This window comes from uncultured Gemmiger sp. (assembly GCA_944388105.1).
Lineage (GTDB): Bacteria > Bacillota > Clostridia > Oscillospirales > Ruminococcaceae > Gemmiger.
In genome coordinates, this window is the sequence record CALXHN010000002.1 from 48302 (window position 1) to 64930 (window position 16629).

The following is a 16629-nucleotide window of genomic DNA, read 5'->3' on the forward strand; positions in this document are numbered from 1 at the left end:
AGGATTGAAATGGAGGTGGGGATATGCTGCGGCCTGTGCTGGACCCTGTTCTGAGCAGGGAGATCCTTGCCCGCTATACCACCTTTGCCGGTTCGGTGGGGGCACCCGCTCCCATGGAACACCTGGCCCCCGCCGCGGCGGCACAGCCTGCCCGGTATGAGACCTATGTGGAAAACCTGCACCAGGTCACACAGGCCATCCGCAAAAACTATCTGATCAACCTGCAGCTGGATCTGCGGTTCCTGGCCCTGCAGCTGGCTTCGGCTGTGGAACAGGAAAGCCGGACCGAATCCCGGCGCATGCAGATGCTGGAACAGCAGGTCACCGTCCTGCGGGAGGAGAGCGGCCGGCTGAAAGCCGCCCTCCGCACCGCCCCCCGCCGCCAAGGGGGCCGCTCCCGCGGACCGGACCGGGCCGCACGGCCCGCCGATGTCCGGTCTGTGGTAGAGAACGCCCGTCTGGCGGCAAAAGCCCCCTGGCCGCTGCTGCCCCAGCCGGAAACACCGGAAAAGCAGGGGACGGCCCCGGCATCGGGTCGGACGCCTGTCCCGGCGGAAACGGTTTTTCCCCACCCTGGCCGCATGCCGGTATCCGGCACGGCGGTGACGGAAATCCGTACTTCCTCCGCCCCGCAGGGCGGTCCGCTGCCGGTCCCGGCGGCGGAGTCTGCCCCGGCGGGTGTCCTTCCCCCCGGGGAGCCCAAGGCGGCGGTATCTCCCATGATGCCGGTACAGCGGGTACTGCCCCGGCAGGAACCGCCGACACCGGAAAACAACGCAGCGCAGGAAAGCCGCCGGCAGCCCCTGTCCGCCGATTCCCACGGCAGGGCTTCCGCGCCGAAGGCGGCCCCCTCCGCCCCGGCTCCCGGGGAAAAAGCCCCGTCTCCCGCATCCGCCGCCGCGGCTTCCCCCCGTGTCCCTCTGGGACATACAGAACCTGATGAGCGGGACGCCTGGAAGGCGCCCCTGCCCGATCCCCGTCCCGCACGTCTGCAGCGGCCGGAACCGGCCCGACGCATCCTGCGCACAGACGTGACGGAACGGGCGTCAACCCGGCAGGACGCGCCCGCAGCTACCCGGCCGCCGGCCCCCGTGCGGGCGGACGGACCCCGCCAGACCCCGGAAACAGCGCACGCCGTTTCCGCTTCCGCAGCCCGGACGGACAGTCCGGTGCCAATGCCCAAACCCGAAAGCCGATCGCTTCCGACCCTCCGGCAGCAGCCGTCGGCAGCGGCGCAAGACCAGGCTTTGTCGGAAAGCCCGGAACCCCGGGAAGGGGTTGCCATCCGCACCGCGCCGCTGGTCCATGCCGCACCGGCCCTTTCCCCGGCCGCACCCTCTGCGTCACAGGCGGAACCCTGGCACAGTGACCGGCGGGACGGACTTGCCGCACCCCGGCAGGAAAAAGAAAGCCTGTCGGTCCCGGTGCAGCCGGCCCGTTCCGCGGCGCCTCCGGCGGAGGCGGCATCGCTGGTGCACGCCGCACCGACGCCCACGGTATGGGAACAACGGCCCGGGCAGAAGATTTCTCCCCGGCCTTTCGCTGTGCCGGCCGCTTCGTTGCCGGTTCCCGGAAATCCGTCGGTGGGTTTTTCCGCAGGAGAGACCGGCCGGACGCCTTTGCGGGCGCCCACGCCGGCATCCCCGGCCGGTATCCCTGCCGCACAGCGGGTACTGCCCCGGCAGCAAATGCCGCCGGAACAGACCGCTGAAACCCGGCGGATCCGGGCCCCGGAACCTCTGGCGGCGCCTGCATCCGGGCTCCGGGAGGGAGGGGGAAAGACCCCCGACAGTCTCCGGAAAACGGAAGCCCCCAGAACCCTTAAAACTGAGGAGTCCGCCCGCACCTGGACGGCAGAGGCCCGGACCCCGGACCGGTCCATCCGCCCGGAAAAGGTGGCGGCCCCGGAAACCGACCTGCCTGCCCGCACCGCTTCCGTTCCCGCCATGACAGCCACACCGCTGCTCCACCGCCTCTCTCCGGCGGAGGAAAAAGCGGCCGGTGCCCGGGAATCCGCCGCGGGGAAGGCACCGGATGTCCGCACTCCGGCGGCAATGTCCTTTCCGATGCCGGAGCGGGTGCCGGCCGTCTCTGCGCCGGCTGCTTTCCGAGGAATGTCCCGCGCCCCTTCCCCCGGTGGGCGGAAGGCGGAAGAAGGCAGTACCGTTTCCACGACGGAAGAGAATAACCGGCCCGCCGCCCGGTGGGATGCCGCCCCGCTGCGCACCCTGCCGGATTTTGTGCGCACGCCCATGATCCCCCGCGGGGGGATGGCATCGGTCCTTTCCGGGAACGGTACTGTCACCCGGCCGGAAGCCGGATATGGGCTGCCCGCAGGGGCAGCCGCCGGACCAGCCCTGGTCCGTACAACGGCGGGCCTCACCCCTCCGGCGGTGCCGATGGCGCCGCTGGCCGCCGCCTCCCCGGTGATCCCGGCCGGCCAGACCCCGGCAGACAAGGCACCTTTGATGCCCCTGCCGCAGGGGAAAGCAGGAATCGGCATGCCGCCCGCCATACCGGCGGGCAGTCCGGCGCCCATGGAATTGCGCCGCACCCCGGTCCCTGCCCAAGGCACGGCCCCGACGGGCAGTGCAGAATGGCAATCCGACGGCATCCGGACGGTGCACCGCACCCGGACGGTACACCGGGAGACCATACAGCAGCCCACGACCGATGCCACGATCCGCCTTCCGGGAGAGACCCTCTCCGCTCCGGTATCCCGGACCCTGGGCCCCGCCGAGGTGGAGCGGATCGCCGACAAGGTCTACCGGCAGATCGAAGAACGCCTGCGCAGTGAAAAGATGAGAAGGGGGATGTGACCCATGCTGACACCGGACGCCGCCAAACCTGCGGCCAACAACAACACCAAAGGGTCCAACACCCTGACCCCCGCCAAACTGGAAAAGGCACGCCTGGAAATCATAGCCGGGTCCAACGCCCGCACCACCACCGAAAAAAAGACGGTGACGGTGCAGTTCAACCCTTCGGAATATACCATTGAGCGGCATGCGCATCTGTCCCGCCGGCAGAGCCTGGGCAACAACGGCAGCCCGGACCAGGGCCAGGTCCCGGCGGGAGAGCCGGCCCGCCTCATCGTGCCCCTGTACTTTGATACAGTGACCGAACTGCCGGCCCTGGGCACGTCGGAGGCAAAGAGCTCGGCCAGAGGTGCCGAAGGCCTGGTGCCGCTCCTGCGGGAATCCGCCACAGCCGGCTCCAAGGAGAACCCGGCCGCTGCCTGTGCCGAGATCATGCAGCTGGTGAAATTCGTGCGCCAGTGCCACCAGCCCCCCAAGGTGAATTTCCTGTGGGGTACCCTGGATTTCATCGGGGTGGTGGAAAATGCCACCGCGCAGTATACCATGTTCGCACCGGGCGGCACGCCGGTGCAGGCCCGGGTCCAGCTGGTCATTGTGGGGGAGGAACGGGCGGTGATCCAGCAGAGCACCCAGCAGCCCAATGAATCCCCCAACCGTACCAAGGAACGGACCCTGGCCCAGGGAGACCAGCTCTGGATGATCGCCGGCCAGGAATACGATGATCCCGGCCAGTGGAAGGTCATTGCCGAAGCCAACGGCATCCTCAACCCCCGCCGGCTGGAACGGGCGGTGGTGCTCAAGGTACCGTCCATCAAATAACACCCGGAAAGGGGGCGCCCCATGGACCTGATGACAGCCGGCACCAGTTACCAGCAGCTCAAGAGCAAGTATCAGGATTTCCGCGCCCCCACCGTGCGGATCCTGGTGGATGGCACCGATATCACCGAAAGCCTCAAGACCCGCCTGTCCCGGGTCACCGCCGATCTTACCTGCGGGTATGCCGCATCGGGGGTCTCCTTTGATGTGATGGGGGAATACGACTATGAGCAGACCTCCTTTTCCGCCAAAGGCGCGGTGAAGGTGCTGCAGTTGGGCGCGCGGGTGGAACTGCAGCTGGGGTACATCCGTACCGAAACGGTGTTCAGCGGCCTCATTGCCGAGGTCCGGTATGAGTTCGAGGAGGACGACGCCCCCTACATCCATATCGAATGTATGGACGCCAAATGCCTGCTCATGAAGATGCAGCGCCTGGAGATCCGCAGCGAAAAAAAGATCGCGCCCGTGGTCAATGCCCTGTTGGGGACCCAGCCTGTCAGCACCTATCTGAGCGGGCGGACCGTCCAGCTGCAGGAAGCCGAACGGGAGCCGCTGCCCTTCAATATGGAAAGCGATTACGACTTTCTGGTGCGGCAGGCCCAGTACACCGGATGTGAGTTTTTCATCTTTGCGGGCAAGGCCTACTTCCGCCGCCCGCCTGCCGCCTCCACGCCCATCATGACCCTGGAACCCCGGCAGGGCATCTCCCGGGCCAGCTTCTCTCTGCGGGGCGCGCCGCTGGTCAAAAAGGTGACGGTGGTGGGGGTGGACCCCACCAGCGACGAACCGGTATCCGGCAGCGCCACGGCCCAGGGCAGCTTCGGCAAGGGCGCAGGCCCCAACCGGATGCTCTCCGGCACCGAGCGCACCTACTTTGATCCCCGCACAGCCAGTGCCCGGGATGCCGCAGACCGGGCCAAGGTCCTGATGGGCGGCATCCAGCAGCAGTTCGGGGTCCTCAGCTGCCGGTGCATCGGTCTGCCGGAGCTGGTACCGGGCCGCTGGATCAACATCAAGGGGCTTGTCCCCGAAGCCGACACCGGCTTTTATATCACCGATGTGCGGCATGTCTATTCCAAGAACGGCTTTACCACCACCTTTGATGCGAGGATCAGCAGCCTATGAGTGAGATTACCCAACTTCTGGAACCCGGCGGGGAATTCGCCCGGGACCCGACCCTGCGCCGTCCGCCTCAGTTTGTGCAGGGCAAGGTGACCGACAACGCAGACAAAAACAACCCCGGCATGGTCAAGGTGGAGTTCCTTTCCTGGAAAAGCGGCAGCAACATCTGCGAATGGATGCCCCTGCTGCACCCGTATGCCGGAAAAGCCTACGGCGCCTACGCCGTGCCCGAGATCGGGGACGTGGTCCTGGTGGGATTTATGGGTGCCGAGATGCGCCGCCCCTTTGTTCTGGGGGTGCTGTATCCGGCGGGAGCCCAGTATCCCGGCCGCTGTTTTGACAAGAAGAACAATGTCAAGGCCCTGCGCACCAAGGGCGGACACGAGGTCGTGCTGCGGGACGAGCAGGGCAAGGAAAGCTGCACCGTCACCACGCCCAAAGGGCTGACCGCCTGTCTGGACGATGAAAAGCAGTGCATCACCCTTTCGGACAAAAACGGAAAAAACCTGCTGCGTCTGGATTGCAAATCCGGGGAAGCCCAGCTCAACGCCGATGCCAAAATCGTTCTCAAGACCGGCAAATGCACCGTCACCCTGGACGGCCGGGGCGGGGAACTCAAGCTGGAATGTGACCGCCTGACGGCCAAAGCCACCCAGCAGGCCAACGTGTCGGCCAACCAGATGATGCAGCTGTCCGGCGGGATGCTCAAGGCCGAAGGCAAACAGACCGTCCAGGTCAAGGGCGGCGCCATGACCGAAATTTCCGGCGGCATGGTCAAGATCAACTGAGAAAAACCGGCCCCGCCGGGACCGGAGGAAGGAGCCGAACATGGCAGGCACACGGGATTTTCTGGGTACGGGATGGGCATTTCCCCCCCGGGTGGACGCGGCGACCGGCCGTCTGGCCACCAGCAGCGAGGAGGAAAACATCCGCCAGTCGGTGCTCATCATCCTGACCACCCGCTGCGGGGAGCGCGCCATGCGCCCGGATTTCGGCTGCAACCTGCATAACTATGTGTTCGAACTGCCCGACCTATCGGCCCTGACCCGCATCAAGGCGGAGGTGGTGGAGGCCCTGACTCTGTGGGAACCGCGGATCATGGATATTGCGGTGGATGTGGACATGCACGACCTGGGCCGCGGCGTGCTCACCTTCACCATCGGCTACACCGTGCGTTCCACCAACAACCCCAACAATCTGGTGTTCCCCTATTATCTGTATGAGGGCGTGGGGGACGAACTGTGACCGCAAGGGAGGAAGCGCGTATGAAACAGGAGAACCAGGCACTGCGCCGCAGGCTGCAGCAGCTGGCCGGCGCCTACGTGCCCGAATGGCGCTTCGACCCGCAGGACCCGGACCCGGGCTCGGCGGCGGCGCTGCTGCTGGAAGATATGCTGGCCGACAGCGAAAAACGCTTCGCCGATGTGCTGCGCATGCATAAGGTGCATTACCTGAACCTGTTTGACCGCCTGCGGCCGGACCCGGCCCTCTCGGCCCGCAGCTATGTGCGGTTCGACCCGGTGGCCGGGGTGGAACAGCCTGTCTATGTGCCCCGGGGCACCGCACTTCTGGCGGAGGACGCCCAGGGCAGTCCCTCCCTGGTATTTGAAACCACGGAGGGCATCACCGCAACGCCCGCCCGCCTGACGGCCATCGTGGCGGCACGGCGGGAACAGGATCACATTGTCACGGTGCTGGACGGGGATGACGCCGAACACTGTGTCTTCACCGCCTTTGACCCGGAACCGGAAAGTGAAGCCCACCATCTGCTGACACTGGAATTTGACCGGGGACTCAGTACCCTGGAGGCAGGGGAGCTGGGCCTGCAGATCCGTACCCCGGACCCGCAGGATGCCCCGGCGGCCGCCCAGCGGCTGGGGGAGGAGGACGTATTCTTCACCCTGTCCGGACAAGGGGGAACCGAGCTGCCCCTGCCCCGTCCCCGGGTACAGGAGGACATCCTGTGGTTCCGTCTGGAGGAAAGCTGGCCCGCCTGTACACCGCCCGAGACCGCCCCGCGCTGGCGGCTGTGCGCCCGGGCACGCCATGCCATGGAACTGAGCGTGTGCGGCGCGGCCCTGGTCTTTTCCCGCACCGGGCTGGTCCCCCAGGAGGTCCGCAGCGCGGATATCACCCAGTCTCCCGGCCGGTTCTATCCCTTCGGGTCACCGCTGGAACTGTATACCGAATGCGGCATCGAGTGTCCGGCAGCGCTGGAACGTCCCGGCGCCGATGTGACCATGGAATTCGACCTGGACTTCGAGACGGTGGAACAGACCCTGCCCGAGGTGGAGGTCGAGGTGGATTACAAGGTGATCATGCGCAAGGTCACCCAGACCCCCCGCCCGGAAATGCGGGATGTGCAGCCGGACTACGTCCTGATCGAATACCTGAGTACCCGCGGCTGGAAACGGCTGATGCCGGATGAACACGCGGCCCTGCTCTTCAACGGGTCAGCCCGGGGCCATCTGGCGCTTTCCTTCCGCTGTCCCGGGGACCTGCTTCCCGCCGACCAGCTTCCGGAAGGATACCGCCTGCGCCTGCGCCTGCTGCGGGCGGACGGTCTGTACCAGCTGCCATGCCGGCAGCATGTACCGGTCATCACCGGCCTGTGTTTCTCCTACAGCTATGCATCCGCGCCCCTGGAACCCTGCGCGGTGCAAACCCGCAACAACTTCGCGGAGCAGGACCTGCTGCCCCTGTGGCGTCAGGGCCGGGGCACCCCTCTTTTTACCTGCAGCGAACGGCGGGGCGCCTGCCTGTATCTGGGGTTTGACGCCTGTCCCCAGGGCAGCCCGCTGAGCCTCTACTTTGAGGTGGAAAACCATGAGGACCTGCCCCTGAACTACGGGGTGGAATATCTTTCCCCCACGGGTTTCGTGCCGGTGCAGGCCCAGGACGGTACCGGAGGCCTGCTGTACTCCGGCTCCCTGCTGGCCCTGATCCCGGCCGATGCCGCCCGCGCCGTGCTGTACGGCAAGGACCGCTACTGGCTGCGGATGGTGTGCGGGGGGGACCTCACCCGGCGCTCCGGCCTGCCGGTGGTGCGCGGCATCACCCTGAACATGGCCCGGGTGGAAAACCGCAGCACCCGCACCGAGACCTTCTTTGTGGACGATCCCCGGGCGGCGGTGCGGTTCAAACTGGGGGAAAATCACATCCTCATGGCCCGGGTCTATGTGAATGAGGAACAGCCGGAAGACCCCGGCCGGGATCACTGGGTCCTGTGGCAGCGCCGCACCTACGCCGCCCAGCGGGGGCGGTTCTATGAACTGGACACCGCCGCCGGTGCGGTGCTCTTTGACCGGCATACTTTCTCGGTCTACGCCCCGCCCGAAGGCGCTCCCGCCGTGCGGGTGGAATACCAGAGCTACCAGGGCACCCAGGGCAATGTGCCGGCGGGGGCCATCCATACCATGGCGGAGCCCATCCGGTATATCAGCCATGTGAGCAACCCCATGGCAGCGTACGGCGGTACCGACGCGGGGGATGAACAGGTGGCCGCCGGACTGGTCTCCAACCTGCTGCGCACCCGGGGCAGGGCTGTCAGCGAGCGGGATTACTTTGATATCATCGCCCAGCTGGGCTGCGGCGTGCGGCAGATCAAATGCTGCAGCGGCATCGACCGCCAGGGCCGCCCCGCCGCCGACACCATCACGGTGGCCCTGCTCATCGACGAATACGAAAAAGGAAGCCACATCTTTTCCGCCGTCAAGGATGCTGTGCGTCAGGCCCTGACCGACGCGGGCGGCATGGTGCCCCTGGGCAAGACCCTGGTGCTCTGCCAGCCCCGGTTTGTGCGGTTTTCGGTGCGCATCTGGCTGCGCTGCTCCGATATGGAAAAGGTGTACGAGATACAGCGCCGTACCGAACAGACCATCCGCCGGTTCCTGGACCCGCTGGAAGGCGGATTTGACGGCCGGGGCTGGAAGATCGGCTCCCTGCCCACGCCCCAGCAGCTGCTGGCCTGCCTGAAAATGCGGGACAGCGCCCTGCGTGTGGAGCGCATGGCCATGGTGGCCAGGGCCGGCGGCCGGGAATATGCGGTGGACGATGATTTCCTGACCCGCATGAATGATCCCTTTGTCATGGCCATCAACGGTACCCATACGGTGTACGTGGACCTGAGCTGAAGGCGGGCGGACCGCCGCCGGCAAAATCAACGGGCGGACGCCCCGGAGGTGTTTTATGCTGCAAGTGCCGCGCCTGGACGGCGACGATTACGAATCCATCTTTGAGCGTGCCAAGGCCCGCATCCCCACTCTCACCGAAGAATGGACCAACTTCAACGCGGCGGACCCCGGCATCACCACCCTGGAGACCTTTGCCTGGTTGTTTGATACCCTGCATTATTACATGAATGCTTCGGGGGAGGTGCACCGGCTCAAATATTTCAAACTGCTGGGCATCCGCCCTGTCCGCCGGGAAGCGGAATGTGTGCTGGCACTGGAAGGCCCCGGCCCCCTGGATCTGCCCAAAGGCACCCGGGTGTACGCGGGGGATATCTCCTTTGAAACCGTGGAATCCCTGCGGGGACAGGCCAACCGCCTGACGGCCCTTTACCTGGAAGAGCAGGGCCGGCGGGTGGATCTGTTCCCCCGGGCCGGTGTGGACGGCGGATTTGCCCCGCTGTTCAGCCCTGCCAGTCCGGCGGGGACCTGTCTGTATCTGGGGTTTGCACAGCCGCTGTCCGGCAGGGTGCGGCTGTACCTGGAACTGGCCCCCCAGCCCCGTACCCCCTTTGAACAGGATTTCCGGCTGGCGGAACTGGCGTGGGAGGCCTTTGACGGCCGCGCATGGCAGGCCGTGCAGCCGGAAGGGGACGAGACCTGCGGCTTTCTGCGCAGCGGTTTTCTGACCCTGACCCTGCCGGAGCCTGCCGGCACTGCCGAAGGCTGCTGCCTGCGCTGCCGGCTTGTGAAAAATCAGTATGACCTGACCCCGCGTCTGGGGCGGGTCCTGCCCGCCTGTGTGCGGGCTGTGCAGACCAGGACCTGGGCCCGCACGGAGATGTTCGTCAGTGACGGGTCTGACGTTCTGGAACCCGACTTCCAGGTGCGCCGGGATACGCTGATTTCGGTCTATGTCCGGCGGGAAGGGGAGGACGCCTATACCCAGTGGGCGGGGATACATGCCGGGGCGGATGCCCTGGCCCGGGTGGAACTGCCTGCGGTCAGCGGACGGCCGCGCATCCGGTTTGAAACTGCGCCCCGGGCGGGGGACCGCATCCTGGTCACCGCCCTGTCCCCCCAGGCGGCGGAGATGGCGTACCTGGGCCGCACCGACGGCTGTTCCGGCCTGCGGCTGGATATCAACGCGGAGAACATCAGCGCATTGACCCTGGCGCTGGTCCGCCCCGGCCCGGACGGAAGGCCGGTCTGCCGGCTGTGGCATGCCTGTGATGACCTGATGGAAGCCGGCTGGGACGACTGCGTTTTCTGGCTGGATGAGCAGCAGCGGCAGGTGGTTTTCGGGGACAGCCGCCGGGGCCGCCAGCCGGAAGCCGGCTGGGATGTGTGGGCCGTGGAACTCTGTACCTCCCGGTTTGAGGGCGGCAACGTGGTGGCGGGCAGCGTCACCCAGCCCCAGGACCCCATGACCGGCGTGGAGCGGGTGTACAACCCGGCCCCCGCGGCGGGAGGCTGCTGCCGCAAGACCGCCGCCCAGCTCCAGACCGAACTGGATGAAAAGATGACCCGCCCCACCCGCGCCGTCACGGCGGAGGATTACCGGGCCATTGCCATGGCCACACCCGGCCTGATGCTGGACAGCGTGGCGGTCATCCCCATGGCCGCATACAGCCGCACCTATGGCCTGCCCGACGCCATCAACACGGTGGTGGTGGCGGTGAAACCCCGCTGGGAACAGCGCCTGCCGGTACTCAGCGAGGTCTACCGCAGGGCGGTGGAAGCCCAGCTGGAACGCTGCCGCATCCTGACCACCGATGTCCGGGTGGTACCCGCCCAGTACATCGGCGTCAGCGTATACGGCCGGCTCTGGCTGCGCCCCGGGGAGACCGGAGGCCGCGCCCGGGTGGAAGCGGTCATTCGGGCGGCGGTGGAGACCCTGCATACGGGAGAATACGGCCGCGGGGTGGACTGCGGACGGCTGTTCTCGGCCCTGGAACTGGAACCCTGCGTACAGCGGGTGGAACGCCTCTCTCTGGAATATATCGGACGGGGCGGCGGCAAGAACGAACACGGGGACATCACCGCCGGACCGGATTGCCTGACCTATCTGCTGGAGACCGGCATCGAATACATGTAAAAGGGGGCGTGCCGCGTGAAGCAGCCGCTGAAACAAGTCAACTTCTATAAGCGCGCGCTGATGGCGGGCTGTTTCCACGGCTTTACGCCGGATGCGGAACTGTGCCTGCATCTGCAGGACGCCGGGGGCGGCGCCTGGTTCGCCGCCTTTGACACCGCCGATGCGGACAGTACCTACAACCGTCTGGTGGTGGAAGGCGACTTCGGGGGCAGCAAGCTGGAGATCCTGGTGGCGGTCAGCCCCACGGACACCGAGCCCACGGGGGAAAGTCTGGCGGCCTTTCTGGCGTCGGCAGCCTCCCCGGCGGAAAAGCTGGCCCGCCTCACCGCCCTGCGGCATCTGCGGGCGGTGGACCGGCAGGACATCCTGCTGCACAGCCTGCAGGGGCGGTGGGTGTACCTTGGCATCTGCGCTTTGCCCCAGGACAGCGCCGACTGTGTGCTGCGGGGACTGCGGCTGGAATTCCCCCGGTACAGCTTCACCCAGTACTTCCCCGAGATCTATCAGCAGGACGACTTTTTCCGCCGTTATATCGCGGTGTTTCAGTCGCTGTACCTGGACCTGGAAAGCCGGGTGGATGAGGTGCCCCGTCTGTTGGATTATGAGAGCGCCGCTGACGATCAGGTGGAGACCCTGGCCGGGTGGCTGGGCATCGACACCGCCGGCGGGCTGTTCGGGCCGGACCAGCTGCGCAGCCTGATCCGGGACAGCCAGCTCTACCAGGGCGGCAAGGGGACCCGGGCCGCCCTGGAAAAGGTGGTGGAGCTGGTCTGCGGCATCCGCCCGCAGATCGTGGAGTATTTCCAGTGGAGCCGCCTGCCTATGCCTGCCGCCCGCCGCCGGCTGTATGAGACCCTGTACGGCGGGGACGGCAACACCTTCTGCGTCATTCTGAACATGACGGCCCATCCCGGTCCCCTGCCGGTCAGCGAGGCCCAGCTGGACCGGCTGGTGGAAGCATACAGCATGCTGGGAACGAAACACCGTCTGGTGTTTCTGCGCCGGTGCAGCTACACCGACACCCACTGCTACCTGGACGTGAACAGCTGCCTGTCCACGCCCGAAATGGCGGCGGTGGACGGCGTGACCCTGGGCGGATACTTTACCATCGGATGATCGGCGCTGCCGGACCCGTACCGAAAAGGAGGAGAACCCTATGCCGGAATATACCAGACGAAAACAGTCGCAGTCGGAACAGCTGGAGGATCTGCTCAGGTCCCGCATCGCCGATGCCCGGGGCCCCGTGACCGAAAAAAGCCTGCCGGAGGATGTGCGCTCGGACTTTGAATCCCGCAGCGGGTACTCCGCCCGGAATGTGCGGGTGGTGGAATCCGATCTGCCCCAGGCAACCTATGCCAACGCGGTCACCCAGGGCAGCACCATCCATTTCCCCCGGGGCGGCTATCACCCCGCTGATGCGGAAGGCCGCCGGGTGCTCATGCACGAACTGAGCCATACGGTGCAGCAGGCCAGGGGAGAGGTGCGCCCCAACTTCGCGGGCCAGATCAACGAAACGCCGGCCCTGGAACAGGCGGCGGACCGGGGATTCAGTGCTCCGGAGTCCGACGCTGCCCCCGGCGTCGCACCGGCCCCCATGCCCTCCGCACCCGCCGGTGCCCCCATGCAGCGGGACGGCACCACTTTGGAGCGCATTGCCAAGGAGCACGGCATGACAAAGGAAGAAGTGCTGAAGAACGTGAGGTGGTGGACCGGACACAAACTCAAAAAGCAGGATAAAAAAGAAGAAAGAGAGCGCCAGAAGAAACTCTTTGCGGATACGATAGCGGCCATGGAAGCCAAGCTCACCAGGCCCAAGTCGCCGTACGAGATCCATCTGGAAAATCAGATCAAGGCCCTGCCCGATCCGGAGGAAAAAGGTATCGGCATACGGGAGCGGCACAGACGCAAGAAGGCCAAGGAACAACTGGAAAAGCAGCTGGAGGAACACAAGCAGACCAACGATCGGATGATGGAAGACATGCTCCTGCAGCAGCTGGGCGGTGTCGGCGACCACGACGAAAAGGAACTGCGGGCCGCCATCCACAAGGCGCGGCGCCATAACCAGAAAGAAGCGCTGCAACAGTCTTTTGCAAAATCCAAGACGGCCCGCCGTCTGACCGCAGAGGATAACCAGGGCGAATACGATGCACCAACAAGAACATTTGTGGACAATGGCGGGGGCCACACCCAGGTCATCAAGGCCGACCCTGCGGCCGGACAAGCCGCCGGTCAAGACTCTCTCAGCCGTTATGAACAGCTGGGCCAGCGCAGCGAAGGACTGAACAAGGCGGCCAGCTATACGGACAAGGGAGCCACCGTGGCGGATGTGGCGCTGGGCTCCGGAGAAAAGGTGCGGGAAGCCCATCAGGCGGTGGGAATTGACGGCGGCAAGGCCTATGAGCAGTTCTCCGGCAGCACGGCGGCCGCCCATGCCTCCGGTCTGACCAGCATGGCCGGCGTGGTGAGCAGCGGGCTGGATGCAGCGGAATCCGTTGTGCAGGCCCGACAGAGTGCCCTTGCCGGGGACCGGGAAGGACAGGTTCACCACACCCTGGACTCTATGGCCAAGGGAAGCGGTGCTTTGCAGAGTTTTTACTCCGCATTCGGGGAGGACGGCCTGGGCGGGGCGGCCAATATGGTCATCCCGGCGGAAGCTGCCACGGGCGCGGCGGTCGTCCAGAATGTCCTTACTGCGGTGCGGGCCGGTTCGGATCTGCATGCGGCCCACAATCGGAAAAAGAAATTTGACGCCATCAGAAATCAAGAGGGCGTGAGTTATGACTCTGAGGACCCGGAACAGGTCGAAGCTTACGAGGCGGCTAATCTGGGACGATATAACGCCAAAAAGAACGAAGCCACCGCCGCGGTGGAGCTGGCGGGTGCCGTGATGGGAACGGCGGGCAACGTGGCAGCCGTGGTCCCGGGGGCACAGCCGGTGGGGTTGGCCCTGTCCACTGTCAGCAAAGGCACAGCAGTGGCCAAGGCTGCTACCGACAAGGGCATGCAGCACTATGCCCGGAAAAAGGTTGTGGGCGATCTGATGGCGTCAGAAGATGTACAGCGGGCCGAACAGCAGGTGAATACCTCCACTCTGGATGAAAAGGACAAGGTCAAGGCCATGGCCCGGGCCAGCCATGCGAAGGATGAAAAGCAGCTGTATAACCGTATGGTCGCCCACCAGGCCGTCCGCCTGCATCAGAATATGGGGGATGGCCAGCTCTCGGGCTATGATGACCAGGTCCTGCAGGCGGCCGGCTTCGACCCTGAGAAGTACGGAGACGTGCCGCTGGAGCTGCTCAACAAGCGGCTGGGCGGTGTGGTGTCGGCCCAGCAGGGACTCGTCAACCGGGAAGAGCAAAAGGCGGCGAAACAGGAAGCCAAAGAAGCCGAGATCCGGGCTGCAACGATCAAAGCCGCAGAGGTAAGTGCCAGAAACCGGGGGAACGGGGAGACCTACAACCGGTATATGGCCAATACCCTCCAGACCCTGCGGGAAGGCGATGTACAGCTTCCCAGGCAGGAACAGCCCCGGCAGCCGGTGGTCCGGCCTTTGCCCAAGGAGAAAGCCGAGCGCAAGGCGGCAGAGGAAAAACGCCACCAGGAGCAGATGGCCTACATGCAGAAATACGGTATCGCCAAACGGCTGCCGCCGAGTAAGAAAAAGAACACTGCCCCCACCGCGACTCCCATCTTCGCATAACAGGACGGACAAAAGGAGATTTGCGTGACCCATGAATCCGATAGAATATATAGCAGCCCGGGCGCTGGATACCTGGGACCCGCCTGAAAGCAGCGACCCCCTGTACCCGCTGTGGCAGGAATACGCTGACCTGGAGGAGGAAGACCACAAAGCCATGCAAAACAGTCTGCCCCTGCAGCGGTTTGCACTGCTGGCACGGGAGTACTGTGCCGGACCGGGGCAGGAAGCTGCCGCTCTGGGCCTGGGTCTGGCGGTGGCCTGCGCCCTGCACCCGGGCACCGAAGCACGCCTGATCCCGGAAGGGCAACCCCTGTGTTTTGCCCGGGTGTGGCAGGCAGCTTACGGATGCAGTGTGTGGGAAACCCCGGACACAGCCCGGGAAACGCTGGCCCAGCTGCGCCTGTTCCTGCTCTCGGAAGAGCCGGACAGCTTTCTGGCGCCTTTGCAGGCGGACGAACGCCTGCTGGGCTACCTGGGCGGCGGGGATGAGATCGACCCTCTGCTGAAAGAGGTGGCCGCCTATGCGCGGACCGGACCGGGGGAGGACCTTCTGATCCGCACCGAGCTGGCGGATACCCTCACCCGGGACCTGGCGGATGCCCGCCAGACCGGGGACCTGCTGCATCTGAGCGGGGCGGAGGGGATCGGCAAATTCTTTGCCCTGTCCCATGCCGCTGCCCGCAACGGGGTGGAGCTGCTGGCGGTGGATTGCCGCATGCTGGCGGCCAACCCGCTGCCCACCATCTGGAAGATGGTGGACAGCATCCGGCGGGAAGCCCTCTTCTATGGCGCCTGCATCTGCCTGCGCCATGCGGACTGCTTTGTGCAGCGTGCCCAGCCGGAACAGGCGGAACCGGAAGCCTGGGAAAAACGGTTTTACCATCTGTGTGCGGCGCCGCTGCTGGAAAAAGGGGCCGCCGTCTGCATCTGCACCGACGGTCCGGCCAGCTTCCTGCCCTGGGCGGGGCGGCCGGTGCGGCAGCTGGAATTTCCCGACTGTACCCGCGGGGAACAGATCACCCTGTGGCAGGGCTTCTCCGGGCAGGCCGGGGTGAAGCTGGACGCGGTGCAGTGCGGGTCCAAGTACAAACTCACCCCCCGGCAGATCCGCATCGCGGTGGCACAGCTGGCCAGCACCGCCCCCAACCCCACCCAGGCCCAGATCGCCCGGGTCTGCGGCCAGGTGCTGCCGCCCCCGGACCAGGGCGGCATCCGGCGTATCCGCACCAGCTATACCCTGGATGACCTGAAACTGCCCGCGGTACAAAAACAGAAACTGCTGAACATTGCGGACCATGTGCTCTGGCGGCACCGGGTCTACGATGAATGGAACATGGAAAGCCGGTTTGCCTACGGCCGCAATGTGTCGGCCCTGTTCGTGGGGCCTCCCGGCACCGGCAAGACCATGGCGGTCCATGTGCTGTCCCACATGCTGGACCTGCCGCTCTACCGCATCGACCTGTCCCAGGTGGTGGACAAGTACATCGGCGAGACCGAGAAGCGGCTGGAAAAAATCTTTGATACGGCGGAAAAAAGCAACGTCATCCTCTTTTTTGACGAGGCGGATTCCATCTTCGGCAAGCGCAGCGAGGTCAACGACGCCAAGGACAAGTATGCCAACACCGAAGTCAGCTACATTCTGCAGCGGATCGAACAGTACGATGGCATTGTGATCCTGGCCACCAACTACAAGCGCAACATTGACGAAGCCTTCATGCGCCGGATGCGGTATCTGGTGGAATTCCAGCTGCCCACCCGGGAACTGCGGGAAGAGATCTGGCGTGGCTGCTTCCCGCCGGAAGTGCCGGCGGAGGACCTGGATTTTGCCTATCTGGCCCGTCAGTTTGAGCTGGCCGGCGGAAGCATCAAGAATGTGGCCCTCAACGCCGTTTTCCTGGCGGCGGG

The 16629-nt window shown here is 65.4% G+C and carries 10 protein-coding genes; all 10 read left to right on the top strand.

The window, feature by feature from the left end:
- The first annotated feature begins 23 nt into the window (after positions 1-23).
- Entirely contained in the window at positions 24-2819 is a 2796-nt protein-coding gene (locus Q0K17_RS00520) for a hypothetical protein (protein WP_294538505.1), read from the top strand.
- 3 nt (positions 2820-2822) lie between these two features.
- A complete protein-coding gene (locus Q0K17_RS00525; RefSeq protein ID WP_294538508.1) occupies positions 2823-3638 on the top strand; it encodes a hypothetical protein in 816 nt (271 codons plus the stop codon).
- A gap of 21 nt (positions 3639-3659) precedes the next feature.
- On the top strand, positions 3660-4760 hold the full coding sequence (locus tag Q0K17_RS00530; RefSeq protein WP_294538510.1) for a contractile injection system protein, VgrG/Pvc8 family: 1101 nt from the start codon (positions 3660-3662) through the stop codon (positions 4758-4760).
- Positions 4757-5545 (top strand): phage baseplate assembly protein V, encoded by a 789-nt coding sequence (locus Q0K17_RS00535; protein WP_294538512.1) that lies wholly within the window; start codon positions 4757-4759, stop codon positions 5543-5545. The genes Q0K17_RS00530 and Q0K17_RS00535 overlap by 4 nt, the downstream gene beginning before the upstream one ends.
- Positions 5546-5585: 40 nt before the next feature.
- On the top strand, positions 5586-6002 hold the full coding sequence (locus Q0K17_RS00540; RefSeq protein ID WP_294538515.1) for a GPW/gp25 family protein: 417 nt from the start codon (positions 5586-5588) through the stop codon (positions 6000-6002).
- A gap of 20 nt (positions 6003-6022) precedes the next feature.
- A complete protein-coding gene (locus tag Q0K17_RS00545; RefSeq protein WP_294538517.1) occupies positions 6023-8890 on the top strand; it encodes a baseplate J/gp47 family protein in 2868 nt (955 codons plus the stop codon).
- Between the two features lie 55 nt (positions 8891-8945).
- Positions 8946-11024, top strand: coding sequence for a baseplate J/gp47 family protein (locus Q0K17_RS00550; protein ID WP_294538519.1), 2079 nt, complete (start codon positions 8946-8948; stop codon positions 11022-11024).
- A gap of 15 nt (positions 11025-11039) precedes the next feature.
- Positions 11040-12140, top strand: a complete 1101-nt coding sequence (locus Q0K17_RS00555) for a phage tail protein (RefSeq protein ID WP_294538522.1) — start codon at positions 11040-11042, stop codon at positions 12138-12140.
- Between the two features lie 40 nt (positions 12141-12180).
- Entirely contained in the window at positions 12181-14724 is a 2544-nt protein-coding gene (locus Q0K17_RS00560) for a DUF4157 domain-containing protein (RefSeq protein ID WP_294538525.1), read from the top strand.
- Between the two features lie 31 nt (positions 14725-14755).
- A partial coding sequence (locus tag Q0K17_RS00565; RefSeq protein WP_294538527.1) for an ATP-binding protein occupies positions 14756-16629 on the top strand: 1874 nt, incomplete at its 3' end.

What these genes read in the sequence shown, in the direction of transcription:
- Q0K17_RS00535 (WP_294538512.1), top strand. Translation starts at nt 4,757, where the DNA reads ATGAGTGAGATTACCCAACTTCTGGAACCCGGCGGGGAATTCGCCCGG.
- Q0K17_RS00520 (WP_294538505.1), top strand. Translation starts at nt 24, where the DNA reads ATGCTGCGGCCTGTGCTGGACCCTGTTCTGAGCAGGGAGATCCTTGCC.
- Q0K17_RS00525 (WP_294538508.1), top strand. Translation starts at nt 2,823, where the DNA reads ATGCTGACACCGGACGCCGCCAAACCTGCGGCCAACAACAACACCAAA.
- Q0K17_RS00545 (WP_294538517.1), top strand. Translation starts at nt 6,023, where the DNA reads ATGAAACAGGAGAACCAGGCACTGCGCCGCAGGCTGCAGCAGCTGGCC.
- Q0K17_RS00530 (WP_294538510.1), top strand. Translation starts at nt 3,660, where the DNA reads ATGGACCTGATGACAGCCGGCACCAGTTACCAGCAGCTCAAGAGCAAG.
- Q0K17_RS00540 (WP_294538515.1), top strand. Translation starts at nt 5,586, where the DNA reads ATGGCAGGCACACGGGATTTTCTGGGTACGGGATGGGCATTTCCCCCC.
- Q0K17_RS00560 (WP_294538525.1), top strand. Translation starts at nt 12,181, where the DNA reads ATGCCGGAATATACCAGACGAAAACAGTCGCAGTCGGAACAGCTGGAG.
- Q0K17_RS00550 (WP_294538519.1), top strand. Translation starts at nt 8,946, where the DNA reads ATGCTGCAAGTGCCGCGCCTGGACGGCGACGATTACGAATCCATCTTT.